Origin of the sequence: Pseudomonas hormoni, from assembly GCF_018502625.1 — a bacterium.
Taxonomy (GTDB): domain Bacteria; phylum Pseudomonadota; class Gammaproteobacteria; order Pseudomonadales; family Pseudomonadaceae; genus Aquipseudomonas; species Aquipseudomonas hormoni.
Genome location: NZ_CP075566.1, coordinates 6,015,270 through 6,034,890 on the forward strand (window position 1 = coordinate 6,015,270; position 19,621 = coordinate 6,034,890).

Here is a 19,621-nt window from a genome sequence, read left to right on the forward strand (position 1 = left end):
CGGTTACAGGGGGAGCAGATCGATCAGTCGCTCCTCGATTGCCGCCTGTTCCCTGTCCAGTTCCGCGCGCAGTTCCTCTTCGCTGGGCAGGACTGTTTTGTATTTGCTGGCGAAGAGTTGTTCGTTGTCTTTCAACACCGAGTAGCGAACCACTGATTCATCTTTTCGCGCGCAGAGAATGATGCCAACGGTGGGACCATCCTCCGGTCCGCGTTTGAGGTCGTCATACATGCGCACGTACATGTCCATTTGGCCTACGTCTTGATGAGTCAGCTCGCCGCGCTTGAGATCGAAGATGACGAAACACTTGAGCAGGTAGTTGTAGAACACCAGATCAATGTAGAAGTCTTTGCTTTCGGTGCTGACGCGTTGTTGGCGGGCGATGAAGGCAAAGCCCTTGCCCAGTTCAAGCAGAAAAGCTTGAAGCTGATGGATCAGTGCCTGTTCGAGATTGGTTTCCTGAGTCAAGCCTGCGCTGGTCGAGCCAAGAAACTCCAGCATCACCGGATCCCTGATGAAGTCCCGAGGGTGCGCATTCAGTTTTTTGATATTGGTGGCGGCTTCCTGTTTGACGGCAGGCCGGTCGCGGCTTGTCAGCAGGCGTTCGTAGTAGAGGGTGTTGATCTGGCGTTCCAGAGCGCGGCTAGACCAGTTTTGGTTGGCAGCTTCGTCCATATACCATGTGCGTGCCGTGTCGCTATCGACTCGCAGCAACCTGCGGTAGTGGGTCCAGCTCAATTCGTGACGCAGTGCGTCACGAATTGGGAATGCTTGGTAAAACAGGCGCATGTAGCGAAGATTAGAGTTGTCAAATCCCTTCCCGAACTCTGCTGTCAGGCTCTGCGCCAGCGTTGCCAGCAACTGCTTCCCATAACCCGCCCGCCGGGCTCCCTCCTGCTCAAACTCCACAATATGCCTCCCAATCTGCCAGCAGGTTTGCACCTGAACGGTATCGACCGTCCGCAGCACCTTCTGCCGTGCCTCACGGATCAGTTCGCCAAGATTGCCTAATAGCGAGGCGAGTTGTGGGTCTTGAGTGTTATCGGGTTTGAGTGCGCTCATGAGGTCTTCCGCGTCTATGTGAACAGGCAGAAGAAGATTGCAGAGGCGGGTTGGTCGACGATGCCGGGCGCGGCTGAGAAATGGGAAGGAAAGCCCGATTGGTTTTGCGGGATCGCTCCGACGGCAACCCGTACTGGGGGAATACAATGCGTAGTCCATTTCGCAGTGCCCCCAAGATCCAATCAATCTAAAACCGCCCGCACACAGGGAAATCAAAAATAAGGTAACGAATGGGTTCTGCGGAACCCGGGAGTGCCGATCATGAAACACGTCCTTGCATTCATTCTGCCGCTCGCTGCCGTGGGGCTGTTGATGTTTCCCGTCATGCTGCAGGCGGCCAGTCTGGAGCCGATCGACAGTTCAGGCGTTCAAGTTCAGCGGCAGGAGCAAAACGGGATTACCAATCTTTCCGGTGGCGTCGGCGAAGATGAGGCGAAGGCTATCCAGCAGACCACCGGTTACAACCTGCACATGACGTTTGCGATCGGGCCGGAGAATAAATACGTCCCCGATGTAGAGGTGGCCATTCAAAAAGCGCAAGGGCAAACCGTGCTCACCCTGAGTGAGGCTGGCCCGCTGGTTTACGTTCAATTGCCGCCTGGCAAGTACACCGTAGTCGCAACGCGCAATGGCGAGGAACGACGTGATACGGCTGATGTGGGAAGTGGTGCGGCTCGCAATCTGGTCTTTCATTGGAACAGCGCCGAATAGAGGCGAGTGAAAGAGGCAAAAGCATTGCGCGCGGTCAGCTGCGATCAAAGTTGTAGGCAAGAACTGGTCAGCGCCGCACCGGTAATCAAAGCGAAGCCAACGATTCAAGGACCGCGACGCGCAAGGGATTGGTTTCTATGCTCAGCAGCTTGATGGCCAAGGCGCAGCAGACCACGATCAACATGGGTTTGATCAGCCGTGGACCGACGCGAACAGCGGCTCGTGCACCTAATTGAGCGCCGATGAAGGCCGCCAGAGCCATGGCTATGGCAATCGGCCAAATAATCACACCCTTGGTAATGAAGACCGACAAAGAGCCCAGGTTGCATGAGGCGTTGGCCAGTTTGGTAAAACTCATGGCCCGCATCATGCCCAAGCCGCAGAGAAGTACAAACCCGACAATGAAGAAAGAGCCCACACCGGGGCCAAATATACCGTCGTAAAAGCCCAGGACCGGCGCGACGGTAAACGAAAAAAGCAGAATGCCGATTCTCTTGCGTCGATCTTCATTGGCCAGCTTGGGAGAGAAAGCAAAATAGAGAGCCACCAGAATCAGCATGACAGGCACGCAAACTTCCAGATATCGCTTATCCACAGAGCTGACCAGCAAGGCACCACTGGCGCCGCCAATAAATCCACAGATCACCAGGAAGCGCCCTTCGCGCCACTCGATCATTCCTTTGCGAGCGAAGGTCACAGTGGCCGAAACTGTTGCTGAAGCGGCCTGGAACTTGTTCGTTGCAATGGCACTGATCGGATCTACACCGGCCAGAAACAATGCAGGCAAGGTGATCAAGCCCCCACCACCGGCAATCGCATCAAAAAAACCGGCGCAAAAGGCGACAAGCGCCAACATCCCTATCAAATCCCAAGACATTTCATTCCCTCTTTTATAGTTATTGGCCAGCATTCACATGACTGGTCCTACAGCAGCTTGAGCACTTAAAAATCAGCCCTGCAGCAGTAACGGGTCCTCTGAAATAACGACAGAGGAAGAAAATTTCGAAAGCCCGAAAATACGAACCAGGACCCGTCTGTTGTCCTTAATGACATCGCGACAGTGCAGGGCCCGGACGTTATTGATGACCATGGCCGATTCTTGCGTCAGCGTGTACTCGACTGGAGTTGCTTCGCTTACCCCTTGGCAAAGGGTGGCGTAGGCCGTTTTGACAAAATTCGAGGCGTTGTCGTTGACCGAAAAGCGATACGAGTTGAAGCGGGCTGCGAACCCGACCTTGTCGTCAAACTCCAGAATCGAAACGTTACGGCCATTTTCCCCTTTGCCACTGACAAAGGAGTCGCTACGAGTGAATTGGAAGTTGCCCGTGGTCAATGCGAGGCAGTGGGTGACACCGATTTTTTCTAATACGGGAGGCAGCGGAATGACCCGTGTAGGTTCCAGGCTCGGGTTCCACAGGGCGGAAAGTATGAGCGACGACGGAGAGGGCGAGTGCCCGTCTTTCGCGTTCACGGCGCACCAGTAAGGCGCCTCGGTATGCGGGCCCAGCGCGAGGCCGGAATGGGAACTCAATTCTTTGATTTCCGGCTCGGCATTGATTTTGGTGAGTCCGCCACCCTTCAAGTTGGCGACCAATCGAACCAGTTTTCCTTCGTTGTCCATGTCATAGGCAAAGGCACTGTTATCCACCAGTTTCAACAAGATCTGATTGCGGGCGGCCAGGCAAAGGACGTCGTATCGATTTTCCAGGGATGCCAGGTCTGGTAGTTCATTTGGAGGGCTGGCATCGGTGATTTTTTGCAGCCCTTCAAAGATCAGCACGCAAACAAGCCCATTGGAGTAGGCCGCCAGCAGCTCGCATTGGTCTTTCGAAAACGAGAACTTTAATTCGGTGGCTGCCAGAGAGGCTTTGGACCTGGCGCCTGGTGCCTGCGGCCCGCCGATGGCGGCCAGTTCTTCGGCGAACCTGTGAAGCAATATTGACTGCCGAATATCAAAGCTGAAAATTCTGATTTCCTGTTCAGTGAAAAGCTCAGCGGTTTCGACATCCTGTTTGATGGCGTCAGTCATTGTCTACGTCCCTGTTGTGTATCTGCTCCCGGTTATGCGGCAGCTCCTCCGCCGATTCTGCCCAATCCGATGATCAGCGTATGTCATCCATTTCCCTTAAAGCATACGGAGCGTTCCGGTAGACCCGAGAGACTTCCAGAAAGGGCTGATGCTTCTCGGCACTCAGCTTCGGCAAGCCGTTACAGGCGCTTGCTGACGTGGCGATAGTAGGTGGGGAATTGATGCTTCGTCCGGCGCTTCGAGGGTGACTGGAACAGTGCCCTATCAAATCCCGGGCATAAAAAAACCCTGAATCTTGCGATTCAGGGTTTTCGGTATTTGGTGCCCAGAGACGGAATCGAACCGCCGACACGGGGATTTTCAAAACCTGTGAACCTCCTTTCGCATTCGAGCAACGGCTGGTAATCCTTGCCCTATCTCAAATTCGCCAGCGTCGTGCCCGGCCAGAAACGGGCCAGATGGCTTCAAAACCTTCCGGACGTACCGGAGGAGCACCGGAGCGTGGTGTGCGATTGAGGCTGGTTTTTGACGCACCGCGCGTACCGCGTGACATTTGTGTATCAGAATTTCAGTCGTCTAATTTATATCAACCTCTACGAACCCCTCCTGATGAGGTGAGCGAGAGTGAGTAAACCAGAGCATCCCGTTGTGGGTGTGGAGGCGGATACGACAATCTTCCCATAGTAGCTGCTCAGTTTATTACTCGTCTCGTGCTCACGCCCCATTGGGCGACGATTTTTGTGACGCGAAGCCACTCACTGTCTAATCGCTCGTCAATCATCTCTGAAATTGATCTTGAACTTTTTGAGGCAAGATATGTTAAGCAACTAGATAATAAATTCTCACCAAATCCTGGGCAAATCACTTCATTTTCATTGTGTTTACTGAATTGACTCCAATATTCGCCACGATAAGACTCATCAGCTTTCAACGCCTCTCCTACGGAAAGTCCATTTTTATGGTCTGGATATTTTCTGAGTTCGTGATATTTAGAGTTGCTGAAGATTAGGGAAGATTTACATTCCGCTCCTGCTACTTCCCTCACCAGCGAAAAAGGTAAGATGTTTTCGATTTCATGGCACTCTAAAACTTCAAAATATCTTTTTTCTGAGTAACCAGCTTGCGTTTTTTTAAATTTTTTTGCGGTGCTGCCTAATTTAGCTTTGGGGTGGTCTTTGTCGCTATCGACGATGCATGCAAAAAAACGAGTGGACTTCAGATTCAATTTTTCAAACATTTTATGAGTAGTGTCGCCTCCTCCTGAAGCTGTTTCAAGTTTTATGTCGCACGCACCTAGTTTTAGTTTAGCGATGTACGCTTTGGCACCATGTATAAATACTTCGCCATCATCGTCGTTTTCTGTTAATAAAATTGGCAGTTGGAGTGATTCGCTATCCCGAAAGTGGCCATAGCCAATGTGCCATGTTCCGGAAACATAATTTAATGTAAATTTGTCGTCGAAATGGACATTTACATATAGCTCAAGTTTTCTCAGCAAAGATTTGGTTTCATTCACTTGGCTCTGTAAGTCGTCAAGAACTCTTTTCGAATAGTAGCTCAGCTCTTTTATCGCTAAGTAGCTAATAACGAGTTCGTAGGGCATCCATAAGAAGTGCTTTCCTTCGCCGTGTGCCTTTAATATGTTGTCAATGGCTGCAAGTTTTATCAGCTTGTCCAAGGAAAGGTCTGGGAGTGTTTCGATAACTAGTATCATGATTGCACCGACAGAAAGCCGATAGGCCAATCAACCAAGTATCCATCCTCGTCAAATCCAGCTAGGTTAGTTTCTGTCATGCCGCTTTCATTCTTGTCAAATAAAACGATATTGACTTTTGTTTCCGAAATTTTGTCGTCTCTAATGCTTTGGCCTATTGCATCAATCAAATGTTTGCTGTGAGTTTCGATGATAAATAAAAATTTACTATGTTTTGTTGCTAGTGAGGCGACTTTTGCAATTGCGGTTCCAAATTTATATTGAAGTGCGGGGTGCAAATGAAGTTCGGGTTGCTCAAGTACTAATACTCTTGGCCATATATTTCGTTTGTGGATGTTTGATGGTTTTCTTTTGCCTTTTTTTGGTACTAATTCCAGCCATATAGATACGATTACAGGCAGTATTTGAGAGTATCCAAACCCCATGTCGCTAACGTTGTGAAACTCCTTGTCAGTACTCTCCTTTATTAATAGTTCGTAGTGAAGGCCTTGTTTAGATAAACGTAACTCGAAGCCGAATTGTTCCGCAATCCAAGCTCCAAGGCTTTTCTGGTTTTCTTCTGACATTGAGTTGATTACCATCGGTAGATTCGCTCCCGTATGGTCTACTTCATCAATCTCTAGATCTTGATATCGATAAAATCTTTCCCCTGCGGCTCGCAAAGGTCCGGAGTAACGAACTCCACTAAAATAGTCTTTGAATAGAGTGTCGGTCGCTCTTAGAAATTTCGTCGTGTTAATCACAGTCAGATAGAGAAAAGCGGTTGCGAGGATTTCCTTCTCGTGTTTTTCCAGGTTTTTTATGAATACCTTGTCCTGTTGGAATAGTATTGATAGGTTCTCATAAAGCGTATCGCTGTGGCTCAATGGTAATTTGAGAAGTTCCAGTCTTATATTGGTCGCTTTTTTCGAGTGATGGTGGAATTTTTTCAGGTAAGTTGCAAGCCTGTTAAGTCCTTCATGCTTGAGGCGGTCGAAAGCTAAGAAAAGCTTTTCTTCGTTTACTGTCATTGTACGCCAGCCTACAACTCTTAAAGGAATAAGTGCTCCATTAACGCTGACCTTCTTTATGGAAAAGCTTTCACTGATTCCTGTCTCGTTACAGTTGATTGTGAAGCTGCTAACATTAGTTTCGGAATATATCATTCGTACTGATACGTTCCTTGTTTTAAGGTCTAGCGTATTTTCTACTAGTTCCGCGGCGTCTTTTTTTAATGTGAGTGAAATTTCTGCATTAAAATCCGTGCTGGATTTTATTTTAGGTCGAAAAGCAAGTGGTGGAGTAGTCTCTATTTCAACTAAGAATTCATCTGCGTTTTCCCAGTCATCACCGGCAAAGTCTAGTGAGACATCGAAATCAAAAGATATACTGTTCGCATTTTGGCGTAGGGCTGTATGGAAATCACCAAAATCTGCAAATCGGCCATACCATAGTATTGGCGAGCGTGTATTCGCTTCAATCGACTGACGTAGAAGAGGAAATGTTCGAAGAAAAGTGCTTTTGCCGCAGCTGTTTCGTCCCACGAGAATGTTTACTGTTTTTAGTGGGATAAGGTTGCGTTCACTGCCAAAACTTCGTAGGTCGCGAACGCCGAAGGAATTAATGCGTGACATGATTTTCCTATATTTTATGTGTGGTGGTCTAAAGCTATTCTAGCTTCTTCTAGTAGCATGGAAAATAATTTATAATATACATCATTTGCAATTGCGAGGTGGTCGTGAATGCGTCCTATCAATTCCACAATCATGTTGCTATTCCAGCGAGTAGTAACGGGATTGAAGCTTTGTGGTGATATCTACTAGATGTTCTTTGAACTGGGAATATGGGTTCTCATCAAAGAAAAAAATGATCACTTCGCTTTCTCTCACACCTTTATTCGAAAGCTTGCCGGGCTTCAAATTGTAATCTGCACTGATATCGACTGCTAACTGGCGCAACGCTTGAAGGCGTCGCTTTTTTTGGGTAACGATTTCGGGCTGGTCCTTAGGGATGGCCGCGTACTGATTTACTCGTAGATAGGTTCTCCCGGCGCGAGAATCCACTCTCCAAAATAAGGTTTCGTTTTTGCCTTCGTAGTAACCCTCACGACGACAAATATCCAGCTGAGTCCAAGGTGTACCGTTCATGTTGACGCCTTTCTTGAATTTCAAAGAAGGGTCACTGTTCTTGAGTTGGTCATAGAGCTCACCGATGAGGTGCCGTTGACCGATGGCGCTTTGAAATGCGGTTGGGCAGGAGATGGCTAAGCGCTGAAAGACCTGTTCTTCCTTAGAAATCCAGGCGTCTTTCAGGAACGCGCAGTACTGATCGATGATTGGGTGGTATGGCGCTAAAAAGCTAACCGCTTGATAGAAATCATGGGCGGATATCAGCTGATAGCCCTGTAGATTCTGCCGTTCCCAGGTATCGACATAGCCGATTTTAAAGTAGACGTACTTGTCGCAATTCGGGAAGCGTTCCCGGTAGCGATTGAGTTGATCAGAATGAAAGGTCGATGAGGTTTTGTTCTCAAACAGGATGGCGCGAGGCACGCAATTTACTTCAAAGGTCAGGAGTAAATCGACATTACCGGATTGGAGTTTAGGCTCGGTTTTTACGGGTATCTCGCCTTCTGCGATGAGCCCTAAAGCGTGGAATACCTGAGAACGATAACCTGCGATATCCGGGTTGACCTCCAGTTCCTTGAAAAACCACGCTAAGAAAGCATCCGTGCTGAGTTCCTTGGGGGCGTACATGAACAGATTATTCAACGTTTCTTCCTTGAGTGGGTGGGTGGTTTGAGGCTAGGACCGTGACGACCATTATCCGCTGAGCTTGCCTTTTCGTCGGCTTACTGTCTGCGTTACTCGGGTTTCCGGCTTGACCCTTTTTCGGGCTGCTGATTCATAGCGTACAAGCAAACGAAGCGTCTGGTAATCCAGTGCTTTCATGGCGATGCTGCCCGTTCAGAAAGCGCCATGGTTTCGCACCACGCGCACCGCGTGACCTAAACACTGAAAATTCCAACCTCTCTGGATCGAGCATGGAAAATGCCACCTTGCTACCGTTCGTCGGGTCGAAATTTGCATATGGAACGATATTTGCTCATCCGTTTTGGCAAGGATGTCCTTCTTAAAACGGTTTTTGAGTAGAGCCGATCTTGTGGAAAAATCGATAAAAGCCAATCACCCCAAAAATAAACCTCTAGGCAAAGTACATAGATCTCTTTAGATTCGTTTTAGTCAGTTCGGCCAGCACCTACTTTAACAGCTTGCCGCACTACGAATACTAAAGAGCTTCATTAGCGATTCACTTAATAGATGGACACCAAAATGATTATTTACAGCACAAAACATTGTGTGGAGAATTCGCATGCCTGTTACAACGCCAGCAAAACAGCACGAAAGAAGAGATCCTGTTGTAAAAAACTTGATTGTCACTAACTATTCAAGCACCAATAGTGTTACTTACAGCATCCGTGGGACGACTAATGGGCGTCGACGTATGGTGTTAGGGACGTCCAAAGAGCTATCTTTGACTCAGGCCCGTATCAAGGCATTGGAAGCTCAAGGAGCTGGTTACAACAATGCTTCTTTGACCCTTTCCCAGGTCTTCGAGCAGTACGAACATTCCGGCGAGTACAGCGGCAAGCGCAGCATGGGACGTGAGCGTAAACGCTACGATTCGGTGGTTGAACCACTTCTGGGTAGAAAAGCAATCAAAGCCATCAGCCTAGCGGATATTCAAGCCGTTTTGGCATCGCTTCGCCCATCACTAAGTGATGCGACTAAGAACCGTTATTTGGCCATGCTGCGCTCCATCTTTCGGTTTGCGGTGGACCAGGACTATTGCGAGAAAGATCCCACCCGCAGCATAAAACTGAAGCGCGAGGTGCCGGTTAAGCTGTATGAGGTCAACAATGAGCTCATTGATCGCCTCGGCGTAGCGGTTAACTGGCTGGAAGACCGTTTTCCTCGGACCTCCTGCCTCGTGGAGTTTCTTTTACTAACGGGGATGCGCTTGGGGGAGGCACTACCCCTGACGTGGTCGGATGTCGATTTCACGCTAAAGCAAATCACCTTGAGGACGACCAAAAGTGGTCGTGTCAGGCACGTGCCCCTCAGCGAAGAATGCGTTGAAGTCCTTGATAGGCTTGCCGACGTTACCGCTGACTTTCCTAAAGATGGCTGGCTGTTTCCTTCGTCATTTGGCTCGTCGCACATGACCCGGCCAGTGCGCCCTTGGAAAAAAGCGTGTGGGGCGGCAGGACTCCCCTTGTCGTTACGCTTCCATGATTTGCGCCATATCTTTGCCTCGGCCTGCGTCAAGGATGGTATCCCGCTGTACACCGTGCAAGGGTTGCTCGGTCACTCCTCGATCAGAATGACGGAGCGTTATTCCGCCTTGGCGTCTTCAGATTTGTTGAAGGCCAGTTGCCGTGTTTCAAGTGCCCTTGCCCTACGTGCTGGGGGTGCGCAATGAGGAAGTTTTTTTCAAGTGAAGACTTGAGCTATGACGTCGCTTATGCGGTGCTATTGGCCAATGGAACCCCTCTTGACGGTGAAATACTCACACTCGCGTGTATACAAAGTGTTGAGTTTAATGAAGGTACAGTTATTTTTGATTTGCCAAAAACGCATCGGGATTGCAATCGCTTTATGCCGCTGTTGAGGAAGTGGTGTTTGATCTTTGAAACGACTACTAGCATTTTCTTGCCATTTTCTAGAGAGCATATTAATGACAATAAATTGCTGGCGTTTTTACAGCAGGCCTTCGAAGGAATCGGCTTAAGTGTTGACCTGGGGCGGTTTAACAGTCACTCGGAGCATGGTCAATGGTCGGTGCCTGAGACCGGCGTAGAACCTCATTCACACCCCTTTGACTTTCTGAAGCTCATTGAGTCTTGCGACATAGGTTTGATTGAGGCGATGTATAGACATAGTCAGCTCAAGGGCTTTGAGTTTTCGTTAGAAAAAGTCCGATTACGTAAAAAGCAAGACGTGGAGGATGTTGCGCCGTGTATGTGGATCGATAAAGTATTGCGGGATCCAGTCACGAAGCACTACTTTACGAGGATTAACATTCTGAGCCGTTCAGGGATGAAATATGGCGTGATATCGGCCGTTATCCAAAATACTGACCTTCAAGATTCCAAGAAGTTAACGGACTTGGTACTTTCTGTGACCCCGAGTGTTGTTGACCGAAAATTGTTGGGGGCTCTTGTTAAAGAACTCCTTCGAGATGCTTTTGATCACATTGACACCCAGGTTTGGATACGCACTGAGGGATGGATTCGAGGTGAGGACGGGGGAATTGAGGGCTGTGCTTGTGGGCAGGAGCTGCTGCTGGCTCCTGGGGTTGACCCTGATCTGTTTCACATGGATGTCGTGGCACCGAGGCTTTCGCAGATTGGAGCACTCAGTGGGTGGAATGATGCTGTGCTGGCCCCTGTCAGTCAGAACCTCACACTTATCGGAGCGTTACAACTTGGATTGGCAGGGTTGATGGTCGATTCAGTGCCCGGAGTGTCGTCTTGCATCTTCAACTTCTTCGGAGGAGCAGGTCGGGGAAAGACCTTGTTGCTGTCTACAGTGGCTAGCCTGTATGGCAATACCGGTGCACCGGGGCAAAGTAAACCCGGTCAGGTAGGCAAACCCATGATTGAGACGTTTGGTTCAACACAACGAGCGCTTCAGGCCAAAGGCCAGCAAACGTCCCTTGGACCGTTTTTGATTGATGAAATTGGTAGTAACAGCTACGGCGACCTCGACAGCTATGTCTATGAAACGGCCAATGGCAGTTGCCGTACTCGGCTTGCCAGCAATGGGGATGTGCAAGAGTCGCCGCCTAAAACGTTGTTCGTCCTGACGACCGGTGAAGTATCCATCATGTCGTTGGTCAGCCGTAACGCCAAGCAGGGCATTTTTGATCGAGGTGTGGATATCAATGTCGGGGGTGGCGATGTCAGCTTTGAAGGGGAAGATACAGACGACTTCGCCTTCCTGCCGGACGACATAAAAAAAGCGCTTTCTGCATCTATTTCGCAGCACTACGGTACGGTGGCCCCGGCGTTTGTCCGAGCTCTTTTGGTTGAAATGAAAAGCCAAAGCTGGGAGCAGGAGCTTGCCAACAGGCACTGGGAACTCGCTGACGCATTGCCTCGTTACGTCAGCAAGGACGGTGCGGATCGAGTGTTATGGCGATTTGCGCTTGCAGCGTTGGCAGGGGAAGTGGCCTTGCGAAATGGCGTATTCAGCGAACAGTATGTGGATTCGGATGACCTCTTTAATGGGGTGCTGGTGTGTGCTCATCGCTGGGTCACCACTCGTTGGAATCATCTGTTTGTGCTGGCCGATGCACTAACTTCGCAAAAGCGCATACCGCTCTCCACGCCAAAATCCGGTTTGCCGTTGTATCGCCACAAAGATCAAAGCGGTGGCATGCCCACGTTGATGATTGCCAAAGAGTTTTTGGAAGATATTTTTCCAGGCAGCAATCAAGTTGAAACCATCAGCAAGCGATTCAAGGAAGATGATCTGATTTTTCGTGCTGATAGTGGGCGTAATACTGTAGGTAAGGAGCCGTATTACCACCTCCGAACCGAATGGTTGCTGGAACATCAGATCGAGTGGTCTGAGGAACGGGAGCGTTTCGAGGCAATTGAATTGCTTGAGGCGTGAGGGCTTTAGCCTGATCGATTTGACCTGAATCATCCCTCCGGCCTGCGACCGTTCACCCACTCAGCACTAAGCCCTGCGTTCTCCTGGGAAGACGTGGGGCTTTCACGATGCTTACCTACGATTGAGCTTCATCGCCCTGTACCGGTTTCTTGGTGTAGCTGTCGAAGCCCCGAAGGACGGGGCAGTACTACAGCGGCCTTTCGGTGGTATCAGCGGTTACCTGTCTGGATAATTGAACAGACTTACCCCCCATTTGCATTCGACCTGACCAATCATTTCCATCGGATTCGATCATCACACTGCGTGGCCATGACTGGGAGAGAACGGCCAAAAGCTGCCGGTGTGGATAGCCGTTTGCGAACATCATCTTTTCTGCTTCGAACGCTATGTTTGTGCATTGATCCTGAGGCAATACAAAAACCTGCGCTGTCAGGGTGAAAGTCAGGTAACGCAATGCTCGAGGAAAGACTGGATGACAACCTGCAAACGGCAAGTCGTCGAGCGGAGCCCAGAAAAAACTGAAGCGTCTATTTGGCGTCCTTTTTCTCCGCATTGGTCTTCCAGGCTTCGCGAACGTTCTTCACTTGTCCGATGATCGCGCTAACGATGTCAGCGGTCGAGCCGACGCCGGAGGCTTCACTGGTCGTGTTCACGCCGCACGCTGAGTGCATGTCCACTTTGCCCTTTGCCGGAAGTTTCACGGTTTGGATGAAGTTCGGGTCGGCAACAGTGGTTGTAAATTGCTGCCCTTTGAGCGGTTCCGTGGTGAAGGTGATCGTCACCGGTCGGCAGGCGGAATAAAACATCACCTCCTGTGGCCCTTGCTTGATGTGCTCAAGATAAGTGGCGCGAGCGACTGCATCGTTTGGCACCGGCCCGAATTTGAGATCGAAGTCCACCGGCATAACGCAACGTTTCTCAACGGCGCCGCTGCGTGCGTTTTTGTCAGCAGCTTTCGAATGGGTCTGATTTAGGTAAGCCTCGGTGTCGATCACCAAAGGCAATACGGCTGTGGGCTTTGGGTTAGGGCACGAGCTTTGCCTGTCGAGTGGGGCGTCTAATGGTAGTACACCGACCAACGCCACCACGATCCCGCCAACGCTCTCGATGGTTTTCGTCCTGGTGTCTTCAATTGTCGTGCCCACCGACTCAAGCAATTGGGTGTTGGCGCGTTTTGTCACTTGCAGGTGCGTTTTTGGATGCGGGAAGCCCGAGGGCTCCATCATGAAATTCACCTGCGACAGATCACCATTGGCTTCGGCCTCTTCAGGGGTCGAGACCAGGACAGCTCCGGTTTTTTTCTCAGGGTCAGCGTAATTCACGAACAGCGTGGACTTGGCCAGGCTGAACTTGGATAGCCCATCCATGTCACCTTGGTACTGTGGTTGCGTAGGCGCTTGCTGGTAGTTCATGGACGGTTGGCTTGAGCAGCCGGCAAGCACAGAGGTCGCGGTAACAGCGGCAAGGAGCAGACGAGCGCGCATTGCGAGGTTCCATCCTTGAGTCAGTGGCCAAACCTGTAGGCTGGCACGGTGCTACATACACCGTAGTCGGTAGGAATACAGGCGTCCAATTACCACATGGAGAGTTGAGAGCAGCTAAAAGTCACGCCCCGGTCCTGCGCTTCTGGTTTTGACGGCGAAAATTCGCTCACATGCAGTTTCGGAGCCGACCAGCGGTTAACAACTGTGCAGCTGACATGACGATTTCAAACTGGCTGACATTGAGGGAAGTACGAAATAGAGCCCCGATGGTGTCCGCCTTTACATTACACATGCCGATAAACAGAGCTACCCTCATCGCTCCCAACGCCAAAAAAGCTAAGCCTTAGTTACCCAGAGTTGGGTGTTGCTAAAATATTTTGTTGAAATTGCATGAGAGATGAGGTTCTTCGGTGTACATGAATTTGCACTATGCTAAGAATCGATATCGAGGGTTGTCAGTGACCGCATGCTTGTTAGGCATTGTCGCCTCCGTCGAGGATCAATTTATATTCTTGGAGGGATTATGATGAATAGAGTATTTGCGAGTGTTCGAAAGGTCGTTTTTCTCAGCTGCCTCTGCGTCCTTGCATTGTTAGCGGTTGCTCAGTCGCCTAGCGCTGTAGCAACCGAAGCAAGTCCGTCCACTGCTGAAACAAAAGCTGATTTTGTGCCGTTAAGGGAAATCCCCAAAGACTATAATTTTCTTGAACGAAAAAAAATGGTTGCTGACCCAAAATTTAAGAAATGTCCAGCTGGGTTTCAGGAAGTTTGCGATATCTATCAGAGGTGTGATGCTCGTGGATGTTTTAAGTCCACGATCTGTGCGTGCATGCCGATCTAGCAGGGAACGTTAAAGGCGTTCAGCAAAAAACCCGTCGATCGACGGGCTTTCAGTTTCTCGGCCTATGGATTAGCAGCTTTGCTTCCTTGCCAGCGGAGTTGGCAGCGCGAAGGGTAACTGCCTTAGTGAAATGCCAGTCTGGCGGCGACAAGACTGAGCGCTTGTCCTATGAGACGGTGGGGACCTGTGCGGACACACACCTGTTTTCCGAAATCGAGACGATCCGACCACGGTTCCTGCTGGCCTTGGGCGGAGAGGCATACAACTACCTTATGTTGCCTGTCATCAGGGCCCGCCACGGCCTCCCAGTGGGCAAGCTTTATCATCCGAGTTGGTCGAACATGAGAGGTGGCGAAGCTCGCTATATCGATGAGGAACTCTCGAAACTGCGCAAGCAGTATCAAGACGCCCTATGAGCTTGCTTTAAGTTAACAACCCCCATTGCATTGATACTCGCAAGCCGGTCGCCTTCCCAGTGACCTGGCACCGCCCGATCCTTAGCCGCGGCCGGGCGTTCGCGGATCGATACCGCGTCAATGATTCGACCGTGATTTTCTTTCTTCTGCGTGTGATGGCGCGAGCGACGCATGGCCCGCGTGCGCCGTAAATGCTCAAGCAACTCCTTCTTCAGAGCCCCACGAGCCTGTATGAAGAGCGTGCGATAGATCGTCTTGTGTGACACCTGATAGCTCGTATCGTCCGGGTAGTACGCTTCAACCAACCGGCAATTTGTTCCGGTGACCACTGCAATTGAGGCTTGTCTGCAACAATTTGCGCCACCGTTCGGTTCTCAACAAGTTTGCAGACCTTAGGTCGATGCGCGCGATCCCAGGTTAAAACCAGACAGCAGGAACACTGGCGAGGCGGTCGGCCCGAGCCATTGACTGATTAGCGCTGGGTGATTGTCAGGGAACAACGCCGTGGCACCGACCTGCTCCCACAGGCGAAATAATGCCGAGGTGTTCGAGCGACCAAAATAGGTCGGATCCAGTGAGTAATGTTGCCCTTCTCGCTGCAACGGAAGATAAGCCAATCGGACGTTTAAATCCCGTTGAATGGTGCGCTCGGAGACGTTGAACTCTTCAGCCAAGCTGCTGATGGATAAGCGCTGTCCGTTATTGAACTTGGTCAGGATGATGCCCAAGCGCTGGGCTAACGTATCGTGCTCGGCCATTTGTCGTCGGAGAATCATTGTCCTGTCAGTGCCCGACAGGGCGTGTCGAGCCCGATTTTCACGACATCGAACGGGTGAGGTATGCACTGTTGTTACTACGAGTGCGGTACTGACATTGCGGCGAAAAAATGCTTTCCACGGCAGGCAACACCGCACGCACCGCGTGACTTTTGAATCAAAAATAAAAAAGCCCAGCAATCGCTGAGCCTTTTCAGTGCCTGTCATGAAGTCATGTTCTTGATGACTTCAACGCTGGCATCGCAAGGTGCCGATGCTTTCCATCTTGTTGGCTTCCGCTTGCTCGTTTTTCGCCAAGTATTTATCCAAGTCCGCTTCGGTTGCACGTTGCCCACTCATGCTCGCTTCCAATAGTGCGGTGGTTTTTGAGTGTTTCAAGGTGGAGGCGATATCTCGGTAACTATAAGGCTGCATCGATCGGCCTTGGTCGTTGCTGACATAGCTTGTACCGCCTCGTTTTTCACAATTCTTGGCGAAGTACTGCATGCCTGAAAGTGACACCAGGCTACTGGCGTGGGACTGAACGCTGATCGACAGCAGCGATGTGGTGACGGCGGCAATAACAACAATTTTTCGCATGGTTAACTCCTAAGGAAATATTGAGTGTCGCGGTGTTGTAAGCATGACTAGGTCGCCCGACAGGACGTGTCGGGGATTGGGCTAAGTGGTTGCGGTCACGAGATCACTGACCCGATTGGAGGCCACCCGCAGGTTCTCGGACGCGAGGTGGGCATAGCGCTGGGTGGTTTTGTTACTGGCATGGCCCAGCAGGTGCTGGACTTCATACAGGCTGGCCCCATTGTTGATGGCCAATGAGGCGAAGGTGTGGCGCAAGTCGTGAATGCGTAGATGAACCAGCCCCGCGACTTTCAACGCTCGCTGAAAGCATTTGCGAGCGTTGTTGAGTGGCTTGCCGGGTTTGGCGCCTGGGAAGAGATAAGGGCCGCAATTTGTACCGGGCAATTCGTTGATGACGGCCAATGCCGGTTCGCTGAGCATCACAAAGCGTTGGCGCCCGCTCTTGGTGATCGGTAGGTTCCATAACAGGCGCTCCTGATCAATGTCCTCCCATCGCGCCTTTAATGCTTCTTCGCGCCGTACACCAGTGAGCAGCATCAGCTTGATGGCTTTTGCCGCAATCTGGTTTTGCTCGGTGCTGAGAACCGTCCACAACCGCTTGGCCTCATCGATGCTGAGGAAACGCTGGGATTGGTTGTTCTCCGTGTGCATGCGAATGCCGGTCGCCGGGTTTGTATCGAGGTAACCCCATAAGATGGCGAGGTTGAAGCTACGTTTGAGAAGGGCGAGATGTCGGTTTGCTGTTGCTGGGGCTCTGCGGCTGATTAATTCGTCGTGGTACCGTTGAATCTCCTGTCGACTGATGGAGGCCAACGGGCGAGCACCAAACATCTCGAAGAGGTGGGTTTTGAACTTTGAATCATCACTGTTAGCGCTGCGCTTGCTGGCGTAGGCGTGGGGCAGGTAGTGATCATCGATGAAGCGGCGAAAGGTCATTCCTGATTCGAGGATGGTTTCTTGTGGGTCAATGCCGTTTGAAAGCTGAGCCCTGTGTTTGAGCGCGAGCAAGCGGGCATCGGCGACGTCCAGCTCTCCATAATTCCCCAGCTTCATGCTTCGCTGTCGCCCGGCATGTCGGTAGCGCAGATAGAAGAACTTGCGCCCTTGTTTGTTGATCAGCAGTTTAAGGCCTGAAACTTCGGTGTCGGAATACTCACTCTCCCTGGCTTTGGCATCGGTGGGTTGCGGTGGTAGTGCGTCAATCACACGCTTGGAAAGGCGGATGAGCTTGCTCATAGGGCACCTTTTTTGACACGCGTTTGGACTATCCCTGAGTCAGCTCAGAAAGCTGAGCCAGGGCAGTCATCAGTGGTCGGTATGGTTGGGTTGATGAGGTGGTTAACGAGAGACTGTTGATTGCTCCCGTCGCTCCGGTCCATTTCCGGTGCTTTCGGTGGTGGGGCCGGTCAATGCGAACTCCATTGTGTAAGTTGTGTGTTCATCTCTGATTGGAGATTGAGTCCTTTCGGAATCAGTACTTCCACCGAGAGCAGGTCAGACAGGAGGATGACGGCGGTATAGAAGTGACCGTGGTCCTCGACGATTTCAAATGAGGCTGCCGGATCATAGGGACTGTGCAGGAAGCTTCTAACGCCAAGGAATAGCCCTTTGTCGTAGGGATCATCGCCTTCACCCCAGACGGCGAACCAGCCGAGTTCATCGGGTTGCCACTGTGTGCCGTAACCTTGTAAAACCCGGAACTGGTTCTCCACCCATTGGCGCATATCAGTGTCGAGGATTTGGGCAGCAGCTTCACTCTGACGAATCAGCAGCATGCTCTGTCTCCTGGGTTTTCCCTTGCTCGATGTTTGGCTCCGACGATGAGTTGCTCGCCTGCGATGTCGACAGGATCGGTTTACCATCGAGCCGAACCCGCATGAGCTTACCTTTGAGTGCCAGCACAGCTTTTTTCCAGCTGCTAGCGTCGTCAAGCACACGCAATTTGGATTCAAGCTTCCCATCTCTGCCCAGTAGCTTTTCAGCCAGTAGGGCGGCAGCAAGGAACGGAGCGTTATTGCTGGAGCGTCCTGTAAAGACTGGTAGGAGTACTTTGCTGGGGAACGCTTCTGCCCGTTGACCTAGGCTTTCCAGTATTTCGAGGATGGCATCGGTATTGATCCACTCTCGGCTGAAGTAGCCTTGACTGCCACTGTCGATCAACGCAATGAACACCTGTTTTCTGTCGGTTGAAAGGGCGAGTTGATAGGTGATCTTTCCTTCGGCACCGGAGCTCAGTTTTGATGCTTGGGCTTCTTTTACCGCGATGAGATCCATAAAGCTGGGTTCGACGGCTTTGGTTCTGCTCATATTATTTCCGAAGTGTGTCGACGTGACGGGCTCAGTGTCCGCTCAGGCGGGTTGACGGCGTGGTCACGTTGATTAGTCTATTTTGAATACCCTCCAATCGCTTAGATAAGGGGGTATTAACGAGGCTAAAGCTATGAAGCCTGTGCGACATGAGCTTTAGTGTGAATACGGTTTAAACGCCTACTTTTCGCGGCAAAACGTGCAGAGCAGATCGTAGATACTGATGGCGACTTGAACGCGCGGGTCCGGGATGTTTCGGCCTGTGTCAACGGCGCTGGAAATCCAAGGGTTTTTACATGTGCACATAGATCTCTCCTGAATACTCACCCGACAGAGTGTTGGGATCATAGAAATATATCTGCGTGAAATTTGCGTAAATACGGTTTGCTCAGAACTTACAGGGCGAAAGTGGATGGATCTGTTTTGTCCTGGATATTCAGGGCTTTCAGTTTTGAGAGATTTTTTTTGAACAATACTATAGGGGACTTACAAATCCTCTCGCTTCGAATGATCGGCGCCGAGCTCCCCTAGGAGCGCGTTTTTTGCTGTGTTTCAAGGTGAATCGAGTTTTTAAAATTATTAACCGCTTGGCCGCTAATGCTGAGCTATGGAGATTCAAATGAACTGTGTATTGTTTTATGAACTGGTAAGCACTTCGGCTAGGAAAGAAGTCGATTTAAGAACCCAAGAACTTAATATTACTCAATGTGCCGCTTACGCTTTCCCGGAATCGAAAGAAATAGTGGTTTTTAAGAGGTTTTACGCAATTTCCCTGCCGCCCGATGTGGGGAACGATCGTTCTGCGAGGCTTAGAAGGCTTGGTCGGGCATTGGCTAGTAAAATGCCTGGTTTATGCCAAGAGGCAATGAAGCACTATGGATCAAAAGAAGGCGCAGCCAGCAGTCAGCTTTTTCGCAGGGTAAGGGGAAAGAAAAGGTTGGAGGTGTGTAAAAACTACTATGATGATGTTTGAGATTTTTAATACCTACTGCTGAGTGAACAACCGCCGCAAAAGCTTTTGAGCTTTTGCGGCAGTTTTAGCG

The 19,621-nt window shown here is 50.5% G+C and carries 17 protein-coding genes and 1 pseudogene; 5 read left to right on the top strand and 13 right to left on the bottom strand.

What is annotated here, in order from left to right:
* Positions 1-3: 3 nt before the first annotated feature.
* Entirely contained in the window at positions 4-1,062 is a 1,059-nt protein-coding gene (locus KJF94_RS28015) for a PDDEXK nuclease domain-containing protein (RefSeq protein ID WP_214380224.1), read from the bottom strand.
* A 261-nt stretch (positions 1,063-1,323) separates the two neighbouring features.
* Here KJF94_RS28015 and KJF94_RS28020 point away from each other — a divergent pair, with 261 nt between their 5' ends.
* The gene (locus tag KJF94_RS28020; RefSeq protein WP_214380225.1) at positions 1,324-1,773 is read left to right on the top strand and encodes a carboxypeptidase regulatory-like domain-containing protein; all 450 of its coding nucleotides are present in this window, start codon (positions 1,324-1,326) and stop codon (positions 1,771-1,773) included.
* Between the two features lie 85 nt (positions 1,774-1,858).
* Here the strand turns inward: KJF94_RS28020 and KJF94_RS28025 are convergent, their stop codons facing one another.
* The 5 genes from KJF94_RS28025 to KJF94_RS28045 form a co-directional block, all read right to left on the bottom strand.
* A complete protein-coding gene (locus KJF94_RS28025) occupies positions 1,859-2,650 on the bottom strand; it encodes a TSUP family transporter (protein ID WP_214384968.1) in 792 nt (263 codons plus the stop codon).
* Between the two features lie 72 nt (positions 2,651-2,722).
* Positions 2,723-3,802, bottom strand: a complete 1,080-nt coding sequence (locus KJF94_RS28030) for a hypothetical protein (RefSeq protein WP_214380226.1) — start codon at positions 3,800-3,802, stop codon at positions 2,723-2,725.
* A gap of 691 nt (positions 3,803-4,493) precedes the next feature.
* Positions 4,494-5,516 carry a hypothetical protein gene (locus tag KJF94_RS28035; protein ID WP_214380227.1) on the bottom strand — a complete coding sequence of 341 codons (1,023 nt, stop codon included), beginning with the start codon at positions 5,514-5,516 and terminating at the stop codon, positions 4,494-4,496.
* Positions 5,513-7,129: an AAA family ATPase gene (locus KJF94_RS28040; RefSeq protein ID WP_214380228.1), complete on the bottom strand. Its 1,617-nt coding sequence runs from the start codon at positions 7,127-7,129 to the stop codon at positions 5,513-5,515. The genes KJF94_RS28035 and KJF94_RS28040 overlap by 4 nt, the downstream gene beginning before the upstream one ends.
* Before the next feature lie 138 nt (positions 7,130-7,267).
* Positions 7,268-8,266: a PD-(D/E)XK nuclease family protein gene (locus KJF94_RS28045; RefSeq protein ID WP_214380229.1), complete on the bottom strand. Its 999-nt coding sequence runs from the start codon at positions 8,264-8,266 to the stop codon at positions 7,268-7,270.
* A 601-nt stretch (positions 8,267-8,867) separates the two neighbouring features.
* On the opposite strand from KJF94_RS28045, the gene KJF94_RS28050 reads away from it, so the two are divergent.
* Positions 8,868-9,977 (top strand): site-specific integrase, encoded by a 1,110-nt coding sequence (locus tag KJF94_RS28050; RefSeq protein WP_214380230.1) that lies wholly within the window; start codon positions 8,868-8,870, stop codon positions 9,975-9,977.
* Positions 9,974-12,175, top strand: a complete 2,202-nt coding sequence (locus KJF94_RS28055) for a DUF927 domain-containing protein (RefSeq protein WP_214380231.1) — start codon at positions 9,974-9,976, stop codon at positions 12,173-12,175. The genes KJF94_RS28050 and KJF94_RS28055 overlap by 4 nt, the downstream gene beginning before the upstream one ends.
* A gap of 527 nt (positions 12,176-12,702) precedes the next feature.
* Here the strand turns inward: KJF94_RS28055 and KJF94_RS28060 are convergent.
* Positions 12,703-13,659, bottom strand: a complete 957-nt coding sequence (locus KJF94_RS28060; protein WP_214380232.1) for a hypothetical protein — start codon at positions 13,657-13,659, stop codon at positions 12,703-12,705.
* A 966-nt stretch (positions 13,660-14,625) separates the two neighbouring features.
* Here KJF94_RS28060 and KJF94_RS28065 point away from each other — a divergent pair.
* Positions 14,626-14,916, top strand: coding sequence for a uracil-DNA glycosylase family protein (locus tag KJF94_RS28065; protein WP_431768166.1), 291 nt, complete (start codon positions 14,626-14,628; stop codon positions 14,914-14,916).
* On the opposite strand, the pseudogene KJF94_RS28070 reads toward KJF94_RS28065, so the two are convergent.
* From KJF94_RS28070 to KJF94_RS28095, 6 genes and pseudogenes are all read right to left on the bottom strand, one after another.
* Positions 14,913-15,334: pseudogene (locus tag KJF94_RS28070) on the bottom strand (IS30 family transposase); the annotation flags it as partial. The gene KJF94_RS28065 and the pseudogene KJF94_RS28070 overlap by 4 nt on opposite strands.
* Positions 15,309-15,899: an HTH domain-containing protein gene (locus tag KJF94_RS30440; RefSeq protein ID WP_214380233.1), complete on the bottom strand. Its 591-nt coding sequence runs from the start codon at positions 15,897-15,899 to the stop codon at positions 15,309-15,311. The gene KJF94_RS30440 and the pseudogene KJF94_RS28070, both read right to left, overlap by 26 nt.
* Before the next feature lie 21 nt (positions 15,900-15,920).
* Positions 15,921-16,271 (bottom strand): hypothetical protein, encoded by a 351-nt coding sequence (locus KJF94_RS28080; RefSeq protein ID WP_214380234.1) that lies wholly within the window; start codon positions 16,269-16,271, stop codon positions 15,921-15,923.
* Positions 16,272-16,352: 81 nt separating this feature from the next.
* Positions 16,353-17,507, bottom strand: coding sequence for a tyrosine-type recombinase/integrase (locus KJF94_RS28085; protein WP_214380235.1), 1,155 nt, complete (start codon positions 17,505-17,507; stop codon positions 16,353-16,355).
* A 170-nt stretch (positions 17,508-17,677) separates the two neighbouring features.
* Entirely contained in the window at positions 17,678-18,046 is a 369-nt protein-coding gene (locus KJF94_RS28090) for a hypothetical protein (RefSeq protein WP_123582074.1), read from the bottom strand.
* Positions 18,024-18,578, bottom strand: coding sequence for a hypothetical protein (locus KJF94_RS28095; RefSeq protein ID WP_123582073.1), 555 nt, complete (start codon positions 18,576-18,578; stop codon positions 18,024-18,026). The genes KJF94_RS28090 and KJF94_RS28095 overlap by 23 nt, the downstream gene beginning before the upstream one ends.
* Positions 18,579-19,197: 619 nt before the next feature.
* Here KJF94_RS28095 and KJF94_RS28100 point away from each other — a divergent pair.
* Positions 19,198-19,551 (top strand): hypothetical protein, encoded by a 354-nt coding sequence (locus KJF94_RS28100; RefSeq protein ID WP_123582072.1) that lies wholly within the window; start codon positions 19,198-19,200, stop codon positions 19,549-19,551.
* Positions 19,552-19,621 lie beyond the last annotated feature (70 nt).